The organism is Exiguobacterium sp. K1 (assembly GCF_033721435.1).
In the GTDB taxonomy this organism is placed as follows: Bacteria; Bacillota; Bacilli; order Exiguobacteriales; family Exiguobacteriaceae; genus Exiguobacterium_A; species Exiguobacterium_A artemiae.
This window is the reverse complement of sequence record NZ_JAOTIT010000002.1, coordinates 264595-290826: the sequence shown is the minus strand read 5'-3', so window position 1 is coordinate 290826 and position 26232 is coordinate 264595. Positions and strand designations below refer to the sequence as shown.

Genomic DNA, 26232 nt, shown 5'->3' with positions numbered 1-26232 from the left:
GTGATGATATTATCAAACGATCATGCATATACGTATAACTTTAGAAAAGAAGTCATACAAAGGCTTTTAGATGATGGTTACAAAGTTTGTGTTGTTCTTCCTTACGGAGAAAGTGTTGAAAAGCTTAAAGAAATGGGATGTGACTTTTACCATATTTCATTAAATCGACGCGGTAAAAATATTTTTCAAGATATTAACCTATTAATGAATTATTATAAAATTTTAAAAAAAGTTAAACCTTCTTTAGTTTTGACCTATACATTAAAACCAAACCTCTATGGTAGTATAGCTTGTCAAATAATGAAAGTACCACATATTAATAATATAACCGGATTAGGAAGCGCTTTTATAAAAGATAGTTGGGGTAGAAAATTTTTACTTTCAATTTATAAAATAGCTCTCAGAAAATCTACACATGTATTTTGTCAAAATAGCAGTGATTTAAATTTCTTGAAAAACAATAAAATTATTAATGAGAATTCCTCTTTGATTCCAGGATCAGGTGTAAATCTTTCAGAATTCATTTATTCAGAAATGGAGTCTTATGAAAATAAACGATTTCTATATATTGGTCGGATCATGAAGGATAAGGGGATTGATGAATATTTATTGGCAGCAAAAAATTTGAAGCTAAAGTATCCAAATGCTCAATTTGAAGTTGTCGGATACGTTGAGCCCTCGCAGTTAGAATATGAAGGAAAATTAAAGAGATTACATGAAGAGAGAATTATTAATTATATGGGTTATAGCAAAAACGTAAAGCCTATTATTCAAAATACTCAGTGTATCATCCAACCATCACATGGTGGAGAAGGCATTTCAAATGTATTATTGGAGTCAGGAGCTATGGGTAAGTTGTTAATTGCTTCAAATATACCTGGGTGTAAGGAAACTATTGATAATGGAAAAAACGGTTATATTTTCGAAGTCCAAAACCACATCCACTTGCAAGAACAGATTGAAAAGGTCATTAAACTAGACGTAGATAAGATAAAGACAATGGGTAGAAATTCCCGAATTAAAATGGAAAAAGAATTTGATAGAGAAATAGTGGTTAGCGAGTATAGTGAAAAGATAAACCAAATATTACTAAAAGGATGAAGGAAATGGATTACAAAAAAATAATTAAGAGTCAAAAAATGCGCTTTAAAATCTTGGATTTATTGAAAATTGTACCAGATGATATAATGATTAAAACTCAATATAAAATTAAATTAGGTAGAAAATTAAATTTAGAGCAGCCAAATAGATTTTCGGAAAAGCTTCAATGGTACAAGTTAAACTATCGTAATAATCTTTTGACTAAATGTGCAGATAAATATGCAGTCAGAGAATATATAAAAGAAAAAGGATTAGAAAATATCTTAGTTGAGAATTATGGAACTTTTGATAAGGCAGATGATATAGATTTCGATGTTCTACCAAACAAATTCATAATAAAAACAACAAATGGTAGTGCAACTAATTTTATTTGTAAAAACAAAGCTAAATTCAATAAAAATGAAGTACTTCAAACGCTCAATGAATGGTCTGGTAGAAATATTTTTGCTTCCGGACGAGAGTGGTCTTACAAGGGTATTGAGTCTAAAATTATTGTGGAAGAACTTTTAGAAGACAAATCAAATGGTTTTGACGGAATAAACGATTATAAAATTATGTGCTTTAACGGAAAAGCAGAATTTGTTGTACTTGATGTGGACAGAAATATAGGTCATAAACGTAATATTTATACGACTAAATGGGATCGTATAGATGTCAGTACAGATTATCCAAACATTAATCGTGAGATTGTAAAGCCTCAAGGCTTAGAGGAAATGATTAAAATTGCAGAAATTTTATCAGCAGATTTTCCTTTTGTAAGAGTAGATTTATATTGGGTAAATGAAAAAGTTTATTTTGGTGAACTAACTTTTTATCCTTGGACAGGCTATATTCAATTTCACCCAGATAGTTTTGATTACGAAATGGGAAAAAAATTTACTTATATTAATTAAGTGAAATGATAGATAGGAGAAGTAAAATGACAGTTTTGTTTTGCCATGATGGTCCAATAAGTAAAAATAAACAAGGAGAATATTTTGGTGTAGCTCATAACGATAAAACATTTTCACGTTATTATGCATTGTCAACACAATTAAAAGTGATGATGCGTGTCAAAAACATTGATACAGAAGAAACAGGAAATTACTCTAAAATTACTGTATCGCCTTTCTCAGTGGTTGAAACACCAAATATCTCAAGCTTAAAAGGTAATTTATTCCTTAAAAACGAATACAAAAATATAATAAAAGAAAACGTTAAAAATAGTGAAGTTATCGTAGCACGCTTACCTAGTATGTGTGGTTTCTATGCCATAGACTACGCTAAAAAATATAGTAAACCTTACATTATCGAGCTAGTAACATGTCCGTGGGATATGTCATGGAATCATAGCATTAAAGGAAAACTTGCAGCAGTTCCTCTATATTTGAAAACTAAAAAAAGAGTTAGAGAAGCTAAACATGTAATTTACGTTACGAGCGAGTTTTTACAAAAAAGATATCCTACGAATGGGAAGCATACTAACTGTTCAAATGTTCACATTGATGATATGCCAGTTAGTGTTTTAGAGGAGAGAATTGAAAAGATTGAACACACGGCAGGAAATTTGATTTTAGGAACTGTTGCTGCAGTAGATGTTAAATTTAAAGGTCAACAATATGTTATTAGAGCGATGAATGAGTTAAAGAAAAAAAATAAACTTAACTTTGAATACCATTTAGTTGGAGGTGGTAATCAAGATTATTTACGAAGTGAAATTAAAAAATATGGTTTAGAAAACAATGTGAAACTTCTAGGTCCAATGAAGCATGATCAAATCTCTGATTTTTTAAGATCCATAGATATATACATTCAACCAAGTAAACAAGAAGGATTACCAAGAGCAGTAATTGAAGCAATGAGTCAAGGACTACCGTGTATTGGTGCAAATACAGCAGGGATACCAGAACTAATAAACAGAAAATATATTTTCAATAAGGGATTTGGTATTAGAAAAAATATTTTAAATATACTATCTGAAATTACAAAAGATGATATGAGAGAACAAGCTAGTATAAACTTTTATGAATCCAAAAAATATAATAACGATGTTATAAATGCAAAAAGAATTCAATTTTTTAAAACATCTTTGAAGGAATATAAAAATGAATAAGTTGAATGAAGCAGACATTTGGTTGAAATATTTTATTTTAATTTTTGCTGGGATATTCTCGTTAATATGTATGATTAACAGTAGTGAAATAAATGGTCTAATACTTAGTTTTTTGATTTTACCATTTAGCTCAATGTGTCTAGTTCGCTTTAATTTATTACATCCATATGTTTGGTATGGAGTATTTTTCAGTCTATACACAATAGGATATCCAATTTTATTAAGTACAGGAGAAAATAATTTTAATTACTATTATGGATATTCTAATGAACTTTTTTATTTACATTGGATTGCAATTTTCACATTTTTTTTAGTTGTTTCTCCAAATATTTCAAAGCAAATTAAAATACCTGAAAAAATTAAAGTTGAAAGTTTCTTTGTTTTTAACACTATCTTTTATTGGTTGTTAACTTGCTTATCAATAATGTACTTTATTTATATTCAAATAACTGGGATTTCTAGTAAGGTTAATTTAAATGATGCCAGTATTTCTTCAATTGGAGTAAAGATGTTACTTATTTATGTATTAGTTACTACAATAGAAGTCATCAAACTAATTTTGACAGATAATAAAAAATTGTTTTATAGAAATATTTTAGTGACGTTTACTATACTTATTTTAATTATGTTCTTTACTGCTGAAAGAGACTTGATTTTTAGATTCATATTAGTGATTTTTTACATCTATTATATTTTTTTATATAAAAAAAATCATAAAGTGAGATTGTTTTTAATTGGTGTACTGTTCTTTTTATCGATACCATTAAGTAGGAGTTTTAAGTTCTTTTGGATAAGAGGTGAGACTGATACTTTAAGCAGTAATTTATTAATTGAATTTATAAATTCTGAATTCCATACACAATCTAGAAATGTTCAATTGATTCTCAACAGTGGATCTTACAAAGGTATTTTAGAAAATAATTCACTAACCAATGCATTTCTCAAATTAATAGGCATTGACGATTTCAGCGTACTAAGTTGGTTTCAAAATACATTTTATTATAACAAAAGTACAGGAATGGGATTCTCGCTTGTTGGAGAAGGTTATTTAAATAGTGGTTATTTCGGTGTACTAATGATTTTTTTAATTATTTCCTTAATTATTAAGTATTTTTACAATCGTATCAGCAACAGTCTATACTATTTAATAATTTACTTATTAATGATTCCAGTAACTGTATATACGATTAGAGCAGATTTTAATAACTTTTTGTCACAATCAATAAAACAAGTAATTCTAGCTGTTGTATTTTTTGTGCTGATAGATAAGATTAATTTTTTAATAAAAAAGAGGAGTAAATTTAGTGAAAGTAATTAAAGCAATATCTAAGAGAGTTATTTCAGTCGCTTATTTATCAGTCAATAAATTTATTTTGATGAAAAATATATCTTTTAAAAAGGAAGAATTAATTTCTATTTCTACACGATTTAATTTAGATAGAAAAGCAAGCATTGTACTAGGTAATAAGAATGGTACACGAAGAAATGTTGAATTTTCGGTTAGTAATGAAGGCGAAATAATTATTGGAGATAATTGTTTTTTTAATAATAATTGTATGATCGTTTCTCATAAAAGAATAACTATAGGTAATGGATGTTCATTTGGCCCGAATGTAATGGTATACGATCATGATCATGATTTTAGAGCAGAAAACGGTTTGAAGAGCAATAAATTTAAAACTACAGAAATTTCTATTGGAAATAACGTTTGGATAGGGGCTAATTCTGTAATTCTTCGTGGAACGGTGATAGAGGATGATTGTGTAATAGCTGCTGGAAGTATTGTAAAAGGACATATTAAATCCGGACATATTCTAATTACTGAAAAAAATCAAAAATTAATAAAAATTTAAATAATCAATTTGAAAATTTAATTATGGAGCAAAAATAATGAAATTAAAATTTATGAGAACCTTCTCTTGGATGCTAATAGCAAATGCAGTTACATTTGGTCTCAAATGGTTAATAATTATTGTCATTGCAAAAGTTCTTTCAGCTAATCTTGTAGGAGAATATTCATTAGCATTCGCTATTACAGCTCCAATCGCATTATTTGCTCAATTAAAATTAAGATCAATATTTGTAACTGAAAAAAATATTGGCTTTTCAGACTTTTTATATGTGAGACGTATAATAAACTTATTATCAATTATAGTAATGTCACTTATTTCTATTTTGTTTTATAAAGAATTTTTCTTTACAATTCTTGTGATTGGTGCATCTAAGTTACTAGATTTAAAGTCAGAAATTTACTACGCTGTTCCTCATAAAAAAAATGAGTTGGCAATAGTTGGTCAGTTAATGATAGTTAAAAATGTGCTTATGTTCATAAGTTTTTTTATCGTATTAATTTTATTTAAGAATCTAAATTTCTCTTTATTGAGTATGCTTCTTGTTCAATATCTCATTTTTATATTGATTGAAAAGCGAAAAATAACTAAAGCATTCTACGTAACCAAAAAAACTATAAATTATTCAAATGTAAAAAATATATTAATAACATCTATACCGTTAGGGATAGTGGCAATGTTATTTTCTTTTACAATTAATGTACCTAGATATGTACTTGAACATTATGAATCAACAAAAGTTTTGGGTTATTTTTCGGCTGTTCTGTACATTTTAACTGTATCTAATTTATTTCAAATAGCTATTTCTCAAGTTTTTCTACCAAAACTTTCAGTCCTCTATCAAGAACAAAATAAACAAAATTTCCAAAATTATTTATGGCGAAAATTAATGGTTTTTTCTGTCACATTAGGTATTTTAATGTTAATAGTTATTTTTGTTTTTGATAAAGAAATTCTTCTAGTTCTATATGGAGAAGATTACATCGCATATTCAACTGTGTTCAAATTGTCTATGGTTGCGACATTTATAAATTTAATTAGTGGTAACTTAGATACAGCATTAATTGCGATGCGCGCAATTAAAAATCAACCATTGATTTTATGTATAAATTTGGTTATTACTTTAGGGTTAAGCATACCTTTGATTTCTACATATGGAGTCTTAGGAGCAACTTTTACGATGATATTAAGTAGTTTCATATTAACAATTTTTAGATACTTACTTTACAAAAAAAACTTGAAATTAATTGCTTAAGGGAGATGTGAAAAATGATATTAGTAACTGGAGCCTCAGGATTTGTAGGATACCATTTAATAAACAAATTACTTCAAAATAACATAAATGTAATCGGATTCGATAACTTAAATGAATATTATGATAAGAACTTAAAAATCGATAGAACAAATTTATTGAGTAATTATCCCAATTACAATTTTATTAATGGAGATCTGACTGATAAAGAGACTTTAGATAAAATTTTCAAAGAAAACAGTCCTGAAATAGTAATCAATCTTGCGGCACAGGCAGGAGTTCGCTATTCAATTGAAAATCCTTATGCCTATTTAGATTCAAATCTTACAGGATTTTTAAATATACTAGAGGCTTGTCGTCATTACCCTGTTAAGCACCTTTTATATGCATCATCTAGTTCTGTTTATGGTGGTAATAAAGTAGCACCATTCTCAACCAACCATAATGTTGATCATCCAGTCAGTCTTTATGCTGCTACGAAAAAATCTAACGAGTTAATGGCTCATACATATAGTCATTTGTATAATATTCCGACAACGGGATTACGATTCTTTACTGTTTATGGTCCGTGGGGTCGGCCGGATATGGCATACTTCTCGTTTACTAAGGACATCATTGAAGGGAATCCGATCAAAGTATTTAATCATGGGAAAATGGAACGCGACTTTACATATATTGACGATATTGTTGAGGGAATCGTTAAGCTAATTCCACGTGCTCCTGAAAAAAATCCGGATTGGGATGAAAGTAAGGATGAACTGGGTGCAAGTTTTGCACCGTACCGTGTTTACAACATCGGAAATAACCAACCTGTTCAACTCATGAAGTTTATTAATGTATTGGAAGAAAAAATCGGTAAAGAGGCAAATAAGCAATATATAGAGATGCAACCAGGTGATGTTATGCGGACCTACGCCGATGTATCTGAACTAGAGCGTGACATTGACTTTAAACCAAGTACGAGCATTGAGGATGGGCTTGGCAAATTTGTCGATTGGTACAAAGAATACTATAATGTGAAGTTATGAAAAGGATGAGATAAATGAAAGTTACAGTAGCAGGAACAGGATATGTTGGTCTTTCAATGGCAGTTTTACTGGCGCAGCATAATGAAGTCACATCGATTGATATCATTAAAGAACGTGTCGAGCTTGTCAATGATCGGAAATCGCCAATCGTTGATGTTGAAATCGAGAATTTCTTACAGAACAAAGAATTAAATCTACATGCAACTACTGATAACTTTGAAGCCTACAAGGATGCTGAATTCGTCATTATTGCGACTCCCACGGATTACGATCCAACACGGAACTACTTCAACACTCGGACCGTTGAGAGCGTTATCGCGACAGTCCTTGCCATCAATCCTGATGCGACGATGGTTATCAAATCAACGGTACCAGTTGGCTACACACAAGAATTAAAAGAGAAGTTTGATACACCAAACATCATCTTTTCACCGGAGTTCTTGCGTGAAGGACAGGCACTGCATGACAATCTCTATCCATCACGTATCGTTGTCGGTGAACAGTCAGAACGGGCACAACAATTTGCTGATCTTTTACTTCAAGGAGCCATTAAAAAGGATGTGCCGATTCTTTTGACAGATTCAACAGAAGCTGAAGCCATCAAATTGTTCTCCAATACGTATCTTGCGATGCGTGTCGCGTTCTTTAACGAACTCGATACGTATGCAGAAGTCCGTAATCTTGATACAAAACAAATCATTGAAGGTGTCGGGCTTGATAGCCGGATTGGCAATCATTACAACAATCCTTCTTTTGGATATGGTGGGTACTGCTTACCGAAAGATACAAAGCAACTCCTTGCGAACTACGATGAAGTGCCGAATAACATTATCGGGGCAATTGTTGAAGCGAACCGGACACGGAAAGATTATATTGCAGATACAATCATCAAACAAAATCCGAAAGTTGTTGGAGTTTATCGTTTGACGATGAAAACAGACTCAGACAACTTCCGTGCTTCTTCGATTCAAGGCATCATGAAACGAATCAAGGCAAAAGGAATAGAAGTGACGGTCTTCGAACCTGTATTGACGGAAGATACATTCTACAATTCACGTGTCATTCGTGATCTTGAAGCATTCAAGCAAGAATCAGATGTCATTCTTTCGAATCGGATGCATCCTGAGTTGAGCGATGTTGAAGATAAAGTGTATACGCGTGATTTGTATAGCCGGGATTAAAAGAGATATCTTGTAGATTGTTCTAAACCATAAACAAACCCTTAATTCGGAGACGAATAAGGGTTTGTTTTACATCACCAGATTAAATAATACCAGCGTGAAGTATAAATTTTTTAAGTTGAGTTTTTTGCGTTCGATTGGATATGTTTTTTTATGGATTCAATGAATGAAGAACAGAATTTTTTTTGAAAATGCTTCGAGTCTAACGGGAAAAGTAGTTGTTTTTCTCAACTATGAGAAAAACAACTACTTTATTTTTAGTCTGAAGTCGAATTTCGGTTAAACTTTTTTATTTTATTCTGCTTCTGTTTTTGAATCATTTTAACGAGTGATAAAAATATCATCTGTCCGTCTGTCGTGATAGGGAAAAAGTTAAATACGTTTGCTAAACAAAGTATTTTCACCACTACCCACGCTCCGCCGTCCCCTTCGACCCATATACCAAAAGAGAAAAGAAGTAATGGTGCTGAAACTGAAATGATCAGATTTTGCCAGTCTACATGAGTATTATGATAACGGACCGTCGGAGTCAGAAAACGGTCGAATGTCACGCGTGGCTGACGTCGGAAGAGAAGCGCAAAACACCAATGGATACTTTCATGAATAGTCACGACTAAACCAATTAACAGTACATAACTGATCAGGAGCAGTAGTGTCTCAGCTGTCATGTCGAGCAGAAATCCGTCGTGTCTGCATGAATAATCCAAATAAAGTGAACAGTACGATAAAGGCGAGATACATGAGGAGCGCCTGTAATGTGAGTGAGAAATGCGTATTCAGTTCTTCTTTCGTCATCACAGTAGAAATTTTCAGACCGGTCATCGTTGTCACAACACTGGTTTCATTGATTTGGAAAAGCTCATAAATGTAATCAATCAAAAAGATGACCGCCCAGATTACAGTTCCTACACCGATCAATTTTGTGAGTTTCATTTTGCCACCTCGTATTCTTTCTTTAGTATGAGATACAATACACCGAGCAAGAACAATAATGCAGGGTATAGCGCCCCGTCTATGCTGACAAGTACTGATAGGAGAATAATTAAGATAATCGTTAAAACAGAAGCAATCGTCTCATTGATATTGCTTTGTGATTTCGGAAACAAGAATCCTGCAATTGTTGCCGCAAAAAAGATATTGATACCATACAGATAAGGGTTCAAACTATTTGTCTCGACAATCCCGACATATAAGGCAGGGGCCATTAGAATGATCGACACTCCGAGTAGGGAGCCAAGCTCCATCAGCGGATGGATGCGGTATAATCCATACAGTTTGCGTACCGCCAACGTCGCATCTGCGTATGTGATCGTTACGATTCCTAAAATCGGCAAAAGGAATAACCACAGTTGCATCGTTCCCCCCAGACCCACTTGATAGAGCGCCCCGGCTGACATGACAGCTAATAATGCCCAGAAATAAAGGAAGTTCTTACTTCGAATAATGGCCGGCATCGTTGTTGCCAGTCCAATATTAAAAGCGGGCAAGCCCAACTTAAAGTAACTCTGACGCACATAAAGATGGTTGCGGGAGAAGAATAGGGTTTGCAGGAGATACGCAGCTCCTCCAATCAAGATGCTTCCTGCTAGTACGAATAGGGTTAGTTTAAGAATAGAGTACGGCAGCGTGCTGACCCAAACATCGATTTGAAATCGTGTCTTGATTAAATGGAAGGTCACCAGGCCGATTAGACATAAATCGAGCACGAATCCCAGGATGATGCGCTTAAGTCCGGACATTTTTTGTAACAGAGCTGCGTACAAAAAATCAAGAATCCAAAAGCTTGCGATAAAAACAGTATGTAGAGTCAAGAGCACAAGCAACGCAACTCCCCATTGCATCGGAATCAGCTTTAGTGCAGGTGCCACGATGATCATCAACAACTCAAAAAAGACAAGTGCGACACTCAACTTAAACAAGCGTTGACTGACATTAACTTCCCGTTCAGAAAAAGGAAGTGTTTGGGCGAAGAATAAAGAGTTCCGATTTAATGAGACTGTTGCGTTCAACAGAATGAACATGAACGTTCCTAAAATGAAAACGACATTGAAGTAACTGCTCAACGTCATTTTTCCTGCTAACAAGAGTGTCGCCTGATCAGCTTCTTTCGCATTGGTCGTCAACGTCGAAAGTTGGACCATATTTAAATAAAAGTATCCGAGGTAGGCTGCCGTCAGCAGTAGTAATAATCCGTAACGGTTCAATCGGCTACGAAAGAACGGACGATTGAACAAACCATGAAATGTATCGTTATAGAAGAACTTCAGAAGACATAAAATGTTTTTGGACGATGGCGAACTTCTCACGCAAGACCTCCTCTTGTTTTATGACTTGTGTCAATTCTTCGGGAGACCCCTCAAAGTGTATAAGGGAACCATGACGCATCAGTCTGACATCATCGGGAAAGCGATCAATCGTATTCCGTTCATGCGATACGATGATGATTTTCTTCGTCTCGCCAACCGCTGCGAACAGCTCCTGTACAAGAAGGGATGTATCGAAATCCAGTCCGCCGAAAATTTCATCCGCGATTATATACTCAGTATTGGCAGCGAGTGCTGCAACAATTTGAATTTTCTTCTTCATTCCAAAGGAGTACGATTCGATGGTTTTATGTTGTCCATCCGCTAAATCGAGTAGTTCGATTAAGATGGGTGCTTTCTCATACTCACTTGTCTCGTATCGACTTAAAACGAACTGTACATATTCTTTACCTGTCATGTATCCAGGTAAATAAAAATCTGAAGGCAGATAGAAGAACTTAGACTTATATGCTTTGCTACCTGGAGATAATGCATCAATCAAAATCTCACCACGATCTGCTTCGAGTAAGTTTGTCATCATGTTTAGTAATGTCGTTTTCCCACTACCATTTGTCCCGACGATCACAGAAACACCGGTTTTTGAGAACGTTGTGGATAATTGATCAATAATACAATTTTTTTTGAACGACTTCGTTAACTGTTTGATTTCAATCATTTTCTCGCCTCCTAAGAAAAACGGGAGCCCGAAGAGCCCCCGCTTATTAAGTACGTTACGAGGCTTTACAGCCAATACCCATTTGCCAAATCTTTGGCCAATTCAGCTTTACGTTTCCGTTAAAGCTGTAGCCGCGGCTTGTGCAATAAAAGGCATATGCAAAAATTCCAACTAAAAGGACTAACGCAAAAACCATCCAGAACCATTTGTTTTCGATCATGTTAAAGAACTTTTCTTCCAATGATAACTGATACGACACGAACATTGCAGACATCCGAATTCCTCCTTTCTCTTTTAAGATAGAAAGTTATTCATCCTCATGAAACATGGCATTAGTTTTTTTAAGAGAAAATTAAAACTTCCTTCCACTTGATTGTAACAAAAATTCCAATATTAGGAACGAGTCCTTTTGAAGCATCTTACTCAACGAATAATCATGACTTTTCTACCGAGGATTTCTTTAATACTAGTACTCTACTAACTAGTTTTATAAAAATCTGATTGAAAAGTCCTGAAAAAATTAAAGATTATTCTCATAGTCAAATTAGATATATTATGGGGAAAATGTTTGATATTACATAATAATTGAGAAAATGATCACATGATGGTCCTATTTCAAAAACAGATATTTTATATGAAAACGTAAAAATCTCAGAAACACTTCGTCAATTGCATGATAAAGGGATAAGTATCTATTTGGATGATTTTGGAAAAGGATATTCCTCTATTTCTTATCTACAGGACTATCCGATTGATACGATTAAAATAGATCGTAAGTTTATAAAGGATATTGATTCAGAAATTCGTGCCCGTTCCATCGTAAGGTCCGCAATTTTTATTGGTCAAGAGTTTGGATTGAATATTGTAGCGGAAGGCGTAGAAACTGCTGCGCAATTACAAGTTCTTCGCGGATTAGATTGTCCTACTATTCAAGGCTATTTATTCAGTCAACCTTTACTAGAAGCGGATTTTGCTGAATTATTATCACGTCAACTGTTACTACCGAAAGAAAAGATTACTAATAAAGAGATTGCTACGTTATCGTTGCAGGCAAAATTGACAATTGATCGTATTGACGACGTGCCTGTGAAAATTGGCTCCTCTGTCATCATGGTTTGCAGAACTAATTTGAAAAACTTAACTTTTTATTCTAACATTTGTTTTCCTGTTAAAGAAGAAGTGGAGTATAGATTAACTGTAGAATTAACAGATAGATTTCAGGATGTTTCAATCCGGCTTCACGATATGAAAGAGCTCTCCAACGGATTGCTGGAATATGAAGGATACTACACCAGCATTCATCAATCACATATCGTCATCACTGCCTTTCAAAATCTTAGATGAAGTAAAGCTGTATAGTGCCGCTGATTTGTAGTCTCTTCCAGTTTTATCTTTATATAAGAAGTTAGTCTAAGTAACAATATTAAGAAAGAAACAATCAAATAGTACAAACTTTCCGATTTTTCTACATTTTAAAAAGTTCATGGGTAGAGTTATTATATGAATGGGATTGAATAAAAAGTGAATGGGGAATTGAGGGGGAAATACTTTCTAAAAGGAGGTTCTTCTCATGACACATTTTGAATATCTAGACTACTATTTGAAAACGCATCTTTTTTATAGTAAATCGACAATCAAAGCATATCGCAGTGATTTACGACAAATGAAAAATAATCAAATTGAATGGTCGACGAAATCCTTGCAACGTTACTTTAATGAGTTGATTAAACGATACAAACCAACGACCGCGATGCGGCGATATCATGCCTTGATGGCACTGGGAAATGAACTCATCCGAGCGAAACGTCTCAAAGTTAATCCGATGAAACAAGTCCGTCCGATTGTTCACCAGCATATCCAACAACGTGAGCATCATCCACTCGAAGAAACGATTCAAATGATTCGTCACATTACGGATCCGACCTATCGTCTCTTCTTTGAACTCATCAGTCAAACGGGCCTCCGCTTTATGGAGGCCCGTTTATTGTCGATCGAGGATATTCAGTTTGCGAAGTCGACGTTACTTGTACGACATGGGAAAGGACGACGATTGCGGACGGTTCCGCTTGGAGAAGGACTGGTGAGTAAGCTTCGAACGTTTTTAGAAGGACGGACGACAGGGCTCGTCTTTCAGTCTGTCCGAGGCAAAGCCATCAATGAGCAGTCGGCTCGTGATGCATTACGTAAGCAGTCGCTTGCTAAGCGTGGACGACCGTTACATCCGCACGACTTACGTGTGTCGTTTGCGACGTATCTCTATCAGACAGGCAACCGTAAATTGCTTGAGATTCAGCAGTTACTTGGTCACGGCAGCTCCCGAACGACAGAAGGCTACATCATCAGTCAGGAAACGAAGCTCCAGCAAGTCATCGATGCATTGTCGGCGTAAGGCGGTTGATCGAGGACCGGGCAACTTCAGACGACGGTAAGATATACTGTTGCGTCGTCTTCGCGTCACTATGGCCGAGCAGGCGCATGACAGTCAGTAAATCAGCTCGATGTTCCCGGTAAATTGTCGTCGCGAACGTGACCCGTAAATCGTGTGGTCGGAGTGTCCGTTTTAAGATTTGCTCGCTGGCAAGCCGGAGTTGTTTTCGCGTCTGATTCGGATCCAGCAAACCACCAGCAGTGTTTTGAAATAAGGGACCGTCATTGGGTTGAACATCGAGATAGCGCATCAGGACAGTAACCAGTTCGTCGTGGAGCGGGACGTAGCGTGTTTTCTGTCCCTTGCCATGACGGACAAACAGTTGCCGTTCGGTTAGGTCGAGATCGGTTCGACGTAATTGTCGGGCTTCGTTGAACCGAAGACCTGTATGTAAGAGCAGGAAATAGAACGTATACATCGTCTCGTCTTGCAAAATCTCAATGACACCTCTCGCTTCGGTGTAACTAAAGGCAGTGCGATGTTTCGGTAGCGGACGCGTCGGTTTCTTAATTCGGGATAAGGGGTTCGAGGGAATGGATTTTTCAGCGACTAAGGCGTCAAATAGTGTCGCGAGTGCATTAATCCGCCGGGAGACAGTTGTCGGGGCGTAGGTTTGTTTTAACAACGTGATGTAACGATGCATTGAAGGGATGTCGATGGTGTGGGCGTGGGTACAGAAATGACGGACGTCAGCACGATAGGCTTTTTTCGTCAGAGGACTGTAGCTCGGTGACTGTTCGATGATGGCCAGTAACCGGTCCAAGTAAAACGTCATCATAGGAGGATGTCCTGGACTTTCTGTTTGAGTTCCGACTTGAGCGACCGGAGGCGGGCCGGAGAGTAGCCGAGGGTTTCCTCGTTACCATGAAGGAGGGCTTGAAGAATCGTAAATTCCTTGCGGGACAGTTCCTGTTTCAGTTGATCGAGTAGATAAGTGAACGAGACTTGCTGCTGACGGGGGAGTTCCGGTAACATCTCTACAGCGACTTCACCGGCGAGTGTCCGGTTGCGGGTCGCCAAGTAATCGAGCATCGCACCCTTCGCGCGAATCCGGGCGAAGGTGACGGTCATGACCTTACCTTCTTCGATGGATTTCCAGAGTCGGAGAAGTGCGGCTTGACGGCATTCATCCTGTTCATTCGGATGAATCGAAAGGCGGGAGAGAAGAGAGTTGACGAGGGGAATCCATTGTTTTAAGGCTTCATTCATGACGAGATGATCCAATCTGAGATATGCATATCTATGTATTCCGCGGTAGTTTCAGTATAAGTAGAGTTATCCTGAAGCAAGTGGCGGAAACAGGCGGTTTTTCAAGAAGTTTTTCGTGTTCAGTCGTAGAAATGACGACAGTAGGAAATCGGAAAGTTTAGAAAACCGTTGGCATAATTCAAAAAAGACGATTTGAAAAGAGAGGATAACTCTACTTATCCTAAGGGGTGTTCGAAAAAGAAAATCCTTTTTTTTGCAAGTCGTTACTACACAATTATTCTACAGTCTGAAAAACCAAGGTTAAAAGAAAAGACGAGATTTTTCAGATACTGCTTTCCTTGATGTGCAATAGAGAAGTAGAAGCGGATTGGCTGAAGGTGATACGGTAATTAAACCGGTAACGTTAATCTTCAACACGAACAATAATACTATTAAAAAGAAAAGGTTGGTTGAAATGGGATGAATTTAAAGAAAAAACGCCCGCGCATAACACTCATCCTAATTGGTGGTTTCCTGTTGCTAAATCTTGTCTGGTACGGGGTTACGGCGGTTGAGTACAAACCATTCGTTTCGGCTGTACCGGATTTTGATGGCGTACACAGTATGATGCAAGACGGTTTCTCCTATACGGTGGAGACACCTGACTACCTGTCTTATACAGGTAGACTGATGATCGCTGACAAACAAGCCGGATTGGCAGTCGGTGTGTACCCACACTTGTTTCAAGACGACACGTACGAAGTCTGGATTCAAGAAGGATTGAATGGATATCTTCTTGACGTCAACAATAGTTTGGAACTACTCGAACCGTACGACGAGCAACAAGATGTACTTAATCGGAATAAATCGGAAATCACGCGTCTCATGGACCAAGTGAAGAGTGTGTTTTCACTTGATTGAATAACTATCTGAACCCAATTAAAATGTACTATTCATGTATGTTTTTAAAAGAACAAGGGTAACTGTAACTGTTAGCTAAGGGAATAAAAACTGACATTTACGGAGGCGGAAAATAATGAAGAATCTGGATGGATTTCCAACATCGTACTGGCGCACTTCGATTGAACCATCGAATTATCCGAAACTGGCAACAAATCTAACAAGTGACGTCGTTGTCATCGGGGCAGGCATCGCCGGACTCGTCACGGCTGTTCAACTGATTGAACGGGGCTATGACGTGACGTTGATCGAGGCTGACCGGATTGCAAGCGGGACGACCGGTTATACGACGGCGAAGGTCTCGTCTCAGCACGGCTTGATTTATGACGAACTGATCCAGACGTTTGGCGAAGAGAAAGCACGGCTCTATCACGAAGCGAATGAAGAGGCGATTCGGTTCCTCCGTGATCAGACAACACGCCTGGCAATCGAGTGTGAGCTTGAGGAACAGGATGCTTATCTGTATGTCGCGTCAAGCGGACCGAAACACAAGCAACTGATCAAAGAAGCAGAGGCATACAGCCGGCTTGGAATCAACGGCGGAGACGCGACGGAAGAGGTCAGAGGCAAGTTACCGTATCCTGTCGAACAGGCCCTCGTCATTCGCAATCAAGCTCAGTTCCATCCGGTGAAATACTTACTTGGTCTGGCCCGTTATTTCACGGAACAAGGCGGAAAGCTGTATGAACAGACGCGGGCGACGTCTGTCGAGTCGAAACGGACACCGACGGTATTGCTTGAATCCGGTCACCGGATTGAAGCGAAGAAAGTCATCGTCGCAACACACTTTCCATTTAACGACTTCAAGGGACTCTACTTCTCGAAACTCGAAGTTCACCGCTCTTACATCGTCTCGGGACTTGTTCCGGAAGAGTTCCCGGACGGTATGTTCATGAGCGCGGACAAACCGAGCCGGTCGCTCCGTCACGTGCACACGGCGCACGGGAAACGGCTTGGGCTGTTCGGTGGGGAGAACCACCTGTCGGGACATCAGACGGATACGAAAACGAACTATCAAGCGTTGGGTCATTTCGCCGAGAGTGAGTTTGGGGTAGCTGAAATTGATCAATTTTGGTCGGCGCAGGATTTGATTTCACTCGATAAAGTGCCGTATATCGGTCAGATGACGAGTGATGATCCGAACATCTTGATCGCGACTGGATTTGCCAAGTGGGGGATGACGAACGGGATTGCGGCAGGTCTTCTCTTGTCCGATTTATTAACGGGAACGCCGAACCGCTTCAAGGGATTGTTTGATCCGAACCGGTCGAAGTTGCATAAACAGGATGCCAAACAATTTGCGAAGAACAATGCCGATGTCGCAATCGAATTGCTGAAAGGGAAAGTGACCCGTGCCAGTCAATCGGCGGACGAACTCGGTATTGATGAAGGGGGACTTGTCCGTCATGCCGGGAAGACGGTCGGAGGATACCGAGACGAATCCGGTGAGTTACATCTCGTCAAGACGACCTGTACGCATATGGGGTGTGACGTCAAATGGAACAACGGGGAACGATCGTGGGATTGTCCGTGTCACGGCTCGCGGTTTGATTATGAGGGGAACGTGCTCGAAGGACCGGCAGTCAAACCATTGAAAAAATTAAACTGACTAAAAAACATCCACGCCCATTGATGCGTGGATGTTTTGATTAGTTGTAAACACTTTTCGGAACAAAGATTTCCGGCTGACCTGTCGAATAAGGCGCAATCTCGTAAGACTGGAAGACGACCTTGATGCCATCCTTCATCATCAGATATTCTGATTTTTTTGAGACATCGACGTCACCCAATGTATCGACGAAGTAATCGTCATTGTTTTTTAATTTATTGTAGATGTACTTCTCAACTTTTTTAAACTGTGTCGATGTTTTTAAGACGCTTGTGATTGGCACTTCTTTACCTGTTTTCAATGAGTAGTTGACCCCATATTTATAACCAAATCCGTGGGCACCGCCTGTATAAGAATAATCCGACAAGGTGAATGTCAAATAAGACGTGTTATTTCCAGTAACTTTATAAGACGTGCTGTATGTATAGTTGCACATCGACGGATTTTTTTTGCAGTAAGAGGTTTTTCTTTCTTCTTTCTCGAAGGCTTCGATCTCTAAATAGTTTTGATAGGCGAACTTGGAGAAATCAGCTAGGTCAGCGTTGATCGTTTTTTGGACACTCGTCGATGGACCTTTCGTGACATATGGGTACTTCAATGCCTTTTTGTCTTTTGCGTACTTTGTGATGACGGTTGGTTTCGTCGCTGCATCAACAGACAAAGTGGTCGGTAAAAGTAATGTCGCTGACAGCAGGGGGATGAACCAGGATTTTTTCATAAGTAATCGCTCCTTAAAAATGTATTTCTTTTAGTATACGGGATTCTAGCCTAATTGTAAGTAATTCCCTTTACATTTCTTTTATCTCCAAATCAATGTTTTGGAGTCCATCTGACCATAAATATTTCAAGTGATATCAGAATTTAATATTCATTTATTTTTTCGATGTGCTATAATTACCAGGTATTAAAAATATTCAAGCGTTTAATTATATCGGTCGGGTCGATCTTCATGTGGGTGTTACGAATTCACCGTCACGAACGCCGTTTACAGGTTTCATATCAAGTTCATTTCATAGTAGCGTCGTGAACGCTGTACGAATTCGAGGAGGAAGCAACACATGAGTAAAGAAAAAATCGCCCAGCTTCGCAAACACGTTTCGCCTTTTGAGAAGGCAGACGTCAAATCAAGTGTCCGGCAAATGATCAATACGATCCTGCCGTTTCTCGTCGCCTGGTTCCTGGCCTATCAAGCCATACAGATTTCCGTTTGGCTCGCTGTTCCGCTTGCGATCGTCGCAGCCGGTTTCGTCGTCCGGATGTTCATCATCTTCCACGACTGTACACACGGGTCATTCTTCAAAAACAAAAAGGCCAATGCAGTCGTAGGAACGATTACTGGCATTCTGACTTTATTCCCGTATGAGAAGTGGAAACGGGAGCACTCGATTCACCACGCATCCAGTGGGAACTTGGACAAACGCGGTGTCGGTGACATTTGGGTCATGACAATTGAAGAATATGTCGAAGCTTCAAAATGGACGCGTTTGAAATATCGTCTTTACCGTAATCCGTTCGTCATGTTTGGTCTTGGACCACTCCTGTTGATTTTAGTCGTCAGCCGCTTTAACCGGAAAGATGCCCGGAAAAAAGAACGTATCAATACGCATGTCATCAATGCGTCACTAATCGTCTTATACGGCATCATGATTTACTTCATCGGATGGCAGGCGTTCCTGATCATTCAAGGAACAACGATGTTCACGGCAGGCGTACTCGGAATCTGGTTATTCTACGTCCAGCATACGTTCGAAGACTCGTATTTCGAGGATGAGAGCGAATGGGATTACGTCAAGGCAGCTATCGAAGGCAGCTCATACTATGAATTGCCGAAAGTCTTGCAGTGGGTAACAGGGAACATCGGTTTCCACCACGTTCACCACTTAAGTCCGCGTGTACCGAACTACAACTTAGAAAAAGCGCATACGGCGACACCACCGCTTCAAAAGGCAACGACAATCGGCTTGTTCTCAAGTCTGAAGTCGCTGCGTTACAAGCTGTATGACGCTAAAAATAAAACGTTCGTGACGTTCGGGGAAATCAAGCACCTCTTGCGTGAACCGAAAACGTCTGTCTCATAAACGATAGGGTCTTACTTCTTTTTAAAAGGAGTAAGGCTTTTTTTGTTGCGAACTCCGACTTTTGCCGTATGTCTCGCCCGGGAATCCATGGTACGATGGCAAGTATTGAAAAGGAGGGATGTTCGGATGCGTCGCCCATCAATCGGCTACATCATGGCAGGAGCTATTTTGCTTTTATTATTTGGATTCAGTTCGATGAGTTATCAGCAACAATCCTTGATTCCGTTTCTGACGAATCATATCCCACTCGGATGGGTCTACGCCTTTTCGTTCGTCTCGTTTCATTATGAGGTGCCGATTAGTGTCGCAGCCCTGGGACCCGCAGCCTTCCTTGAGTTTTTCATTCGCAAAGGGATGCATGCCGGTTTGTTCTTCATCCTCGGGACAAGCCTCGTCCATGTCTTGCGTCTGCGCGGCTATCGTCCGGTTCCGGCTGCTTTCTTTGCCGCGACGACAGCGATGACCGTCGGAGTGTTCGATGAGTTCCATCAGCAATTGACCGGCGGACGGACCCCGCTCGTCGGAGACGTCCTCATTGATGGCAGTGGGGCTGTATTTGGAATTGTTCTGTATACGGCCATTCGCCTGTTTATCAAAGCCGACCGAATCGTTAAGACTGAGTACTTGCAGTCGAGTTAAAGACAAAAATACCCGGTCGTCTCAATCTTGCTGAGGCGACCGGGTATTTGGACGATTAGAAGCGTTGGACCCATTCGATTTTATATTGCGTCCGACCGAATTGTTTACGAAGCATCGTATCTGCTTTTTTCCGCGCTGCCGTGTGGTCACCGGCTTTAATGATCAGGCGATCTGTGTCCACGATTTCATCCTGTTCGATAACTTGATATTGAATCGTATATTCCTTATTAAAAAGTCCTAATAATCCCAAGAAAATCACTCCCATATTCTTCATTCTAGTAGTTAGTATATGGTATTTAAGAGGGAATAGCAATTTAAATAAATGACTATTGTCGCACCTGTCACTAAAAATTATATGGTTCTAAAGAATCATTCGTCTAATGTTTCAAATGTTACGATTTATGTTGGTATAACTAGATAAATGGTGTTTGAAAGTGGCTTTTAATCAACTTATTTATAACTTTCATGAGTCTTTAGACATACTTAGGGGGAATATATTTTTATCCTTAAAATATATTTAAATATAATGATTTGGATGATTAACAAGAATTGCCTTGGAACTCTTATGGAATTACCGGTATGATAAGAGGAGTGAGAAAAAGAGGTGAACCAATGCATGAGGAAGTGAAACAAATCAGACAGAGACAACAGTCCGCGACCGTACGAGAGCGACTTTATTTTTGGTTACTCTTGCTGAGTACACTCGTAACGGGTTGTGGCTTAATCATCGGCATTCTGACGCTTGAAACAATCGGGATCATAATCGTTGGAACGATCCTTCTTTTACTCGGTATGTTCTGGATTCGTCAGTGGATTCGTGTCATGACCATCCGGACGGACGGGATGGTGCTGAGTGAACAGCAGCAACCACTTGTTTATGAACAACTTCGGCAGGATACGGAACGACTGGGATTCTGGAAGGTGCCGGAAATCATCGTAACAAACCATAAGACAATCAAACGTCCACGGACGATCGGCTTGTTTCAAAAGTATCTGCTTGTCTTACCAACCGGTTATCCGGTAAATGCGACGACGCGTTTCGAACTGTTGCGCGAGCTCGTCCATTTAAAACAGAACCACGAAGAGAAACGGATGCTGCTGTTGCTCGGGAGTTGGGTGCCGTTCCTGAGAAGTGCTTATCTCCGGGCATGCGAAGAGACGGCTGACCGGCTGGCACTGGCTTGTCTTGCAGAAGAGGAACGTGTGCCGGCGCTTGTCCGGTCCGTTGTCGGTCCTGTCTCCTGGCAGACGTTGAACCTTGATGCCTATATCGGTCAAAAACGCCAACCGATGCCGTTTGCCGCAGCGCTCAGTGAATTGTTCCGAAATCAGTCGTCCATTTCCCGGCGGTTGACGTTTGCCGGACTCGATGCTCCGCGAAAACAGTCGGCCCGTATTGCGAGTGCCGCCGTCGTCATTCTGAGCTGTCTGGCCCTGACAGGACTGGTCTTCGCCGTGACAAAGCTTGAGTTGACCGCTTGGTTGCCGAACGGTGCCTCTTCCGTTGCCGAGCAGACGGTGAAAGAAGATCTCGGAGAATCGAAACTGATGGCGGCGATTCAAAAGGGAACGCTTGCCGAAATCGAAACGTTGATTCCGAAGAGTGATATGCAGGCAGTCGATGCCGACGGCGATACGGCCCTGCATTACCTCGGGTACCGGAAGTCGAGTGAGGGGCTGGAGACGGTCTTTAAAGCCTTGCTTGCTGCCGGCAGTGATGTTGACGCCGTCAATGAGTTCGGCGAACGGCCGTTCATCACAGCGGTCTACAGCAACAACAAGGAATTGGTGGAGCTGTACTTAGAACGGGGCGAGAAGATTAATCAACAGGACGACGAGAAATATACACCGCTCCATCACGCGGTTGAAGGCGAAGGAAAAGAGACCGTCCAACTATTGCTTGAGCGGGGCGCCGACCCGGCAATCAAAAATGCCGATGGGTATACCCCGCTGATGATGGCACAGGAGTATGAGCTGGATGACATTATCACCTTGCTGAAACAAAATCAGACCCAGACGTTATGAAGACAATAACAGGAGGGGATATGATCCGCCTCCTGAAAACACAAAAAAGACCGGCAGTTAAGCCCGGTCTTTTTTTGCGGAATTATTTTGTTTCTGCTTTTGTATCGACGATCCGGCCTTCGATTTTGTAATCGACTTGACCAAGTGATTTCGTGAAGTCGCGGAGGTTTTCCCAGTCCGAGAGACCAAGATCCGTCACACGACCGTCTTTATAAGCCACTTCGAACGGTGTAAGCCCGTCGCCGCCCTTAGCTGTGAAGGCATTCGTTGCGATGACATACGTTTTCGTTAAATCAAGGGCTTCAAACGTGTCGCCGTTTTTGACTTCCATTTTCGTGACACGGTCGCCTTTTGCGAGTTTGCTGCTGTATTCGAATTTCATGCCCGAGACGTGGAGGAAACCGCCGTTTTCGATTGGAGCGACGCCAACGCTGATTTCAAGCAAGTCTTTGATTTCCTGACCTGTCAATTTCGCTGTTGCGAGTGTGTTACCGAACGGAAGTGTCGTCAAGACTTCACCGACCGTGAGTGGACCGGCATTGATGGCAGCACGGATTCCACCACCGTTTTGCATCGCGATGACTGTATCTTTGTTGTATTCTTTCGCTTTTTGGAGCATCCCGTCTGTGATCAGGTTACCGAGTGCCGTTTCACTGTTCCGGACACTGACTTCACCACGTGGATTCACGAGCTCGTTGACGATGTTCGCGCCGACTTCTTCGTTTTTAAGTTCTGTGATTTGATCAGCGTATGGTTTAAGGATAGACGCGGCAGTAGCATCTTCCGCTGCTTTTGAAACGTCGATCAATGATCCTTTATACTCTGTCAATTTCCCTTTGTAGTCGAACGTCAGGTTAAGATTTCCGAGGAAATCACCGTACTGGTAAGCTTGAGCGATGATGGTCGGCTCTGCTTTACCCGGTACGACCGTATCATCCACGACGACCGGTGTTTCAAGTTTCGTATGCGAGTGACCACCAACGATGACATCGATGCCGTCCACGTTACGTGCGAGCAACTGATCATTGTCGACGGCCGGATTGTCATCAAAACCGATGTGTGTCAAAGCAACGATTTTATTGACGCCACGGTCTTCGAGTTTTTTGACAGCTGCTTTCGCACTGTCGATGTAGTTCGCGAAGGCGACAGTTCCCGGACTCGAGATATCGGCCGTCTCTTCTGTCGTCAGACCAAAGAAACCGATTTTTTGGCCTTTGTATTCTTTAATGATGCCTTGATAGATTTTGCCTTTTTCAGGACCGGCTGTGATTGTTTTCGATTGCAGACCGCCGAGTAATTCGTTTTTGCTGAAATCGACGTTCGCTGTGATGAACGGGAATTTCGCTTTCTTGACGAATTCCTGTAACGCTAAGTGGTTGTCCGCATCCCCAAGGTCGAACTCGTGGTTACCGAACGTCATCATGTCGTATTTCATGTAGTTCATCAGCTCGAGATCAGCTTGTCCTTTGAACTTGTTGAAGTAAAGGGAACCGGAGAAGACATCCCCTGCATCGAGTAACAGTGACGGTGTACCGTCTGCTTTATAGGCAGCGCGGAGTTCTTTAATGACGGTTGCGCGTTTTGGTGCTTTATCGAGATTGGCGTGCGTATCGTTCGTGTGCATCAAACCGATTGAGAAATCATCTTTATTGATATCAAGCACGTTGATTTTAGCTTTGAGTGTGATCGTTTTGCCGAGACGTGTGTAGCTTGCAACAGCGTATTTGACGCCGGCTTCGCTCGTATCGACTTTCGACCAGCGGACCGGTTTGTCATAGACACGACCTGTCGCATAGAGGACAGCAAGTGTTTTCGGGAGTTCCGGTTTTTCACCGACATAGATCGTCTGTTCTTTGACACTTTCGACGAACTTCACGGCATAATTTTGAATGAGGATTTTAACTTCGATCGGTGATTTCTTCTTGCCATACGTTCCTTTGACCGTCTGATAACGGTTGAAGATATGACGATCATAACTTTTCCACGTGATTTTCTCGCCCTTGTATGTAGCAGGTAACTTGACCGGGGCACCTTTTGTGAAGACGAGTGACTTGAGTTTGACCGTTTTGACTTTGACATGCGTTGCTGCCGATACAGTAGTCTGGGCAACCGGCACGATTGCCGATGTCGTCAGGGCGACAGCAACGGCTGCCGCGTAAAGCGGTTTTGATTTATACATACGTAGAAATCCTCCTTCAAAGTGGGTGTATGAATACAAGGTCGAAATGCGATCGTTGACCTCTTCTTCTACTATAAGTCGTTCTTGGTGGATGGTGCGATAAAACTTTTGTAAAATTCGTAAATTCTTAGGTCGGACGACATGACAACCAGCGGAAGACGTCCGTTTTAGTCCGTTTTTCTGGTTAATTTGACCTAAACATGTAAAATGATAACGCTTTCATTATAATCTGTCCGAGTGAAAAAAGAAACGGAAATATACATCAATTCGTCAAACATTCCCATTAATTGATAATCTACTGGTGGAGTTCGGCGTATGAGTTCGGTATGATGAAGAAATGAGGAAACCGCGGGAGGAGAGCAACAAGACGATGAAAGAGACGATTCAAGGCACCATGGTTCTGGTCATCTTATGTGTGATGAGCATTTTATTGATCTGGGGATTGTCATCCCCGCCGACGACGATTGAATTTCCACTTCTATCCCATTCGAAACCAGTCAGCAACGATGTCTTGTCCATCGTTGCTGACTGGTTTTTTTATTGGTGAGAAAGCTACAGTTTGGTGTCGGTTTGCCCAATACATTGACATGAATTTTAACGATGGCTAGAATTGATTAAGTGTATGGCACCCGGTGCCTGCTTTTTTAATAGGAAAAGAGTGCTTGAAAAGGAAGGGAGGAATGAATCAACGTGCAGGCGTCTGCCTGTCCGCGGTCGGTCGTTCGTTTGAAGAATCGCGAACGGAGCCCGTCTTTTTATTTTGAAGTGGATGCAACCGAACTAAAATACATGTACCTTTACAGATCGGAAGGAAATTAATTATGTGGAAAGAAATGAAAAGCATCATCCGCGAACAAGTGGAGAATTTTCCGCTGATTCGCCGTCTCGCCCGTTATGAGATTAAATCGGCGCACGCGGAGCAACGACTTGGACTTTTGTGGGAGCTGCTCAATCCCGGCTTACAGATCTTTATTTACTGGTTCGTCTTTGGTGTTGGTCTGAAAGGGAACAAAAACGTCGACGGTGATACACCGTTCATCGTCTGGCTCCTCTGCGGGATCGTCGTCTGGTTCTTCATCAATGATGCCTTGCTGCGCGGGTCGAACTCGATCAACAGCCGCCTGGCGATGGTGACGAAAATGCGTTTCCCGATGAGTGCGATTCCGTCGTATGTCATCTTATCCCGGATGTACCAGCATTTCGCGATGCTCCTGATCGTCTTCATCGTCATCATCCTGAACGGTATTCCGATCACCTGGAAGTTACTCCAACTCCCGTATTATATGGCGGCTACTTATATCTTCGTCTACGCGTTCTCCCTGTGTTTCTCGACATTGATTACGCTCGTCAAAGACATTCAATTGTTCCTGCAATCGATGATGCGGATGCTGTTTTATCTGACACCGATTCTGTGGAACATCGAACGGTTCCCGGATGTCTTACACGGTGTGCTTCGTCTGAATCCGGTCTTTTACCTCGTGGAAGGATACCGCGCGAGCCTGCTCGGCGGAGCCTGGGTTTGGCAGGAGTGGCCGACGGGACTTTATTTCTGGAGCGTGACACTGCTCTTGTTCACAGCCGGAACGTTTTTACACATCAAGTTCCGTAAATCATTCACCGAGCTCGTTTAAGGAAGGAAATCG

Annotated in this window: 26 protein-coding genes; 17 read left to right on the top strand and 9 right to left on the bottom strand. The window is 40.2% G+C overall.

Features of this window, described 5'->3' with window-relative positions:
• From N7U64_RS06760 to N7U64_RS06725, 8 genes are read left to right on the top strand one after another with little or no spacing between them, the layout of a single operon-like run.
• A complete protein-coding gene (locus N7U64_RS06760; RefSeq protein WP_318929158.1) occupies window positions 1-1101 on the top strand; it encodes a glycosyltransferase family 4 protein in 1101 nt (366 codons plus the stop codon).
• Between the two features lie 5 nt (window positions 1102-1106).
• A complete protein-coding gene (locus N7U64_RS06755; protein WP_318928953.1) occupies window positions 1107-1994 on the top strand; it encodes an ATP-grasp fold amidoligase family protein in 888 nt (295 codons plus the stop codon).
• A 26-nt stretch (window positions 1995-2020) separates the two neighbouring features.
• Entirely contained in the window at window positions 2021-3193 is a 1173-nt protein-coding gene (locus tag N7U64_RS06750; protein WP_318928952.1) for a glycosyltransferase family 4 protein, read from the top strand.
• A complete protein-coding gene (locus tag N7U64_RS06745) occupies window positions 3186-4511 on the top strand; it encodes an O-antigen polymerase (protein WP_318928951.1) in 1326 nt (441 codons plus the stop codon). Before N7U64_RS06750 ends, N7U64_RS06745 begins: the two co-directional genes overlap by 8 nt.
• On the top strand, window positions 4498-5046 hold the full coding sequence (locus tag N7U64_RS06740; RefSeq protein ID WP_318928950.1) for an acyltransferase: 549 nt from the start codon (window positions 4498-4500) through the stop codon (window positions 5044-5046). The genes N7U64_RS06745 and N7U64_RS06740 overlap by 14 nt, the downstream gene beginning before the upstream one ends.
• A gap of 37 nt (window positions 5047-5083) precedes the next feature.
• Complete coding sequence (locus N7U64_RS06735; protein ID WP_318928949.1) at window positions 5084-6298, top strand: lipid II flippase MurJ; 1215 nt, start codon at window positions 5084-5086, stop codon at window positions 6296-6298.
• 14 nt (window positions 6299-6312) lie between these two features.
• Window positions 6313-7323, top strand: a complete 1011-nt coding sequence (locus tag N7U64_RS06730; protein ID WP_318928948.1) for an NAD-dependent epimerase — start codon at window positions 6313-6315, stop codon at window positions 7321-7323.
• Window positions 7324-7337: 14 nt separating this feature from the next.
• Window positions 7338-8504 (top strand): nucleotide sugar dehydrogenase, encoded by a 1167-nt coding sequence (locus tag N7U64_RS06725; protein ID WP_318928947.1) that lies wholly within the window; start codon window positions 7338-7340, stop codon window positions 8502-8504.
• Between the two features lie 657 nt (window positions 8505-9161).
• Here N7U64_RS06725 and N7U64_RS06720 read toward each other — a convergent pair.
• Genes N7U64_RS06720 through N7U64_RS06705 form a run of 4 tightly spaced genes read right to left on the bottom strand, consistent with a single transcriptional unit; the run spans window position 9162 to window position 11757 of the window.
• Complete coding sequence (locus tag N7U64_RS06720; protein ID WP_114594944.1) at window positions 9162-9437, bottom strand: hypothetical protein; 276 nt, start codon at window positions 9435-9437, stop codon at window positions 9162-9164.
• Entirely contained in the window at window positions 9434-10810 is a 1377-nt protein-coding gene (locus tag N7U64_RS06715; RefSeq protein WP_318928946.1) for a hypothetical protein, read from the bottom strand. The genes N7U64_RS06720 and N7U64_RS06715 overlap by 4 nt, the downstream gene beginning before the upstream one ends.
• Window positions 10755-11483, bottom strand: a complete 729-nt coding sequence (locus tag N7U64_RS06710) for an ABC transporter ATP-binding protein (RefSeq protein ID WP_318928945.1) — start codon at window positions 11481-11483, stop codon at window positions 10755-10757. Before N7U64_RS06710 ends, N7U64_RS06715 begins: the two co-directional genes overlap by 56 nt.
• Window positions 11484-11538: 55 nt before the next feature.
• Window positions 11539-11757, bottom strand: coding sequence for a hypothetical protein (locus tag N7U64_RS06705; RefSeq protein WP_026830228.1), 219 nt, complete (start codon window positions 11755-11757; stop codon window positions 11539-11541).
• Window positions 11758-12095: 338 nt separating this feature from the next.
• On the opposite strand from N7U64_RS06705, the gene N7U64_RS06700 reads away from it, so the two are divergent.
• On the top strand, window positions 12096-12827 hold the full coding sequence (locus tag N7U64_RS06700; protein WP_318929157.1) for an EAL domain-containing protein: 732 nt from the start codon (window positions 12096-12098) through the stop codon (window positions 12825-12827).
• A 226-nt stretch (window positions 12828-13053) separates the two neighbouring features.
• On the top strand, window positions 13054-13872 hold the full coding sequence (locus N7U64_RS06695; protein ID WP_318928944.1) for a tyrosine-type recombinase/integrase: 819 nt from the start codon (window positions 13054-13056) through the stop codon (window positions 13870-13872).
• On the opposite strand, the gene N7U64_RS06690 is transcribed toward N7U64_RS06695, so the two are convergent.
• The gene (locus tag N7U64_RS06690; protein ID WP_318928943.1) at window positions 13850-14689 is read right to left on the bottom strand and encodes a tyrosine-type recombinase/integrase; all 840 of its coding nucleotides are present in this window, start codon (window positions 14687-14689) and stop codon (window positions 13850-13852) included. The two genes, N7U64_RS06695 and N7U64_RS06690, sit on opposite strands and share 23 nt — an antisense overlap.
• Window positions 14686-15120: a sigma factor gene (locus N7U64_RS06685; protein ID WP_188004751.1), complete on the bottom strand. Its 435-nt coding sequence runs from the start codon at window positions 15118-15120 to the stop codon at window positions 14686-14688. The genes N7U64_RS06690 and N7U64_RS06685 overlap by 4 nt, the downstream gene beginning before the upstream one ends.
• Before the next feature lie 459 nt (window positions 15121-15579).
• Here N7U64_RS06685 and N7U64_RS06680 point away from each other — a divergent pair, with 459 nt between their 5' ends.
• Together N7U64_RS06680 and N7U64_RS06675 are read left to right on the top strand one after the other, a co-directional pair.
• Window positions 15580-16020 (top strand): hypothetical protein, encoded by a 441-nt coding sequence (locus tag N7U64_RS06680; protein ID WP_318928942.1) that lies wholly within the window; start codon window positions 15580-15582, stop codon window positions 16018-16020.
• 115 nt (window positions 16021-16135) lie between these two features.
• The gene (locus N7U64_RS06675; RefSeq protein ID WP_318928941.1) at window positions 16136-17668 is read left to right on the top strand and encodes an FAD-dependent oxidoreductase; all 1533 of its coding nucleotides are present in this window, start codon (window positions 16136-16138) and stop codon (window positions 17666-17668) included.
• A gap of 40 nt (window positions 17669-17708) precedes the next feature.
• Here the strand turns inward: N7U64_RS06675 and N7U64_RS06670 are convergent, their stop codons facing one another.
• A complete protein-coding gene (locus tag N7U64_RS06670; RefSeq protein ID WP_318928940.1) occupies window positions 17709-18386 on the bottom strand; it encodes a DUF3298 and DUF4163 domain-containing protein in 678 nt (225 codons plus the stop codon).
• Window positions 18387-18726: 340 nt separating this feature from the next.
• On the opposite strand from N7U64_RS06670, the gene N7U64_RS06665 reads away from it, so the two are divergent.
• Window positions 18727-19746 carry a fatty acid desaturase gene (locus N7U64_RS06665; protein WP_318928939.1) on the top strand — a complete coding sequence of 340 codons (1020 nt, stop codon included), beginning with the start codon at window positions 18727-18729 and terminating at the stop codon, window positions 19744-19746.
• Window positions 19747-19872: 126 nt separating this feature from the next.
• Window positions 19873-20385 carry a VanZ family protein gene (locus tag N7U64_RS06660; RefSeq protein WP_131972185.1) on the top strand — a complete coding sequence of 171 codons (513 nt, stop codon included), beginning with the start codon at window positions 19873-19875 and terminating at the stop codon, window positions 20383-20385.
• A gap of 55 nt (window positions 20386-20440) precedes the next feature.
• Here the strand turns inward: N7U64_RS06660 and N7U64_RS06655 are convergent, their stop codons facing one another.
• On the bottom strand, window positions 20441-20635 hold the full coding sequence (locus tag N7U64_RS06655; RefSeq protein WP_131502347.1) for a hypothetical protein: 195 nt from the start codon (window positions 20633-20635) through the stop codon (window positions 20441-20443).
• Between the two features lie 362 nt (window positions 20636-20997).
• Here N7U64_RS06655 and N7U64_RS06650 point away from each other — a divergent pair, with 362 nt between their 5' ends.
• Complete coding sequence (locus N7U64_RS06650) at window positions 20998-22410, top strand: ankyrin repeat domain-containing protein (RefSeq protein ID WP_318928938.1); 1413 nt, start codon at window positions 20998-21000, stop codon at window positions 22408-22410.
• Between the two features lie 82 nt (window positions 22411-22492).
• Here N7U64_RS06650 and N7U64_RS06645 read toward each other — a convergent pair whose 3' ends face one another.
• Entirely contained in the window at window positions 22493-24589 is a 2097-nt protein-coding gene (locus N7U64_RS06645; protein ID WP_318928937.1) for a 5'-nucleotidase C-terminal domain-containing protein, read from the bottom strand.
• Window positions 24590-24959: 370 nt separating this feature from the next.
• Between N7U64_RS06645 and N7U64_RS06640 the strand changes: the two genes are divergently transcribed.
• Together N7U64_RS06640 and N7U64_RS06635 are read left to right on the top strand one after the other, a co-directional pair.
• A complete protein-coding gene (locus N7U64_RS06640) occupies window positions 24960-25136 on the top strand; it encodes a hypothetical protein (protein ID WP_318928936.1) in 177 nt (58 codons plus the stop codon).
• Between the two features lie 274 nt (window positions 25137-25410).
• Window positions 25411-26220 carry an ABC transporter permease gene (locus tag N7U64_RS06635; RefSeq protein ID WP_026827415.1) on the top strand — a complete coding sequence of 270 codons (810 nt, stop codon included), beginning with the start codon at window positions 25411-25413 and terminating at the stop codon, window positions 26218-26220.
• Window positions 26221-26232 lie beyond the last annotated feature (12 nt).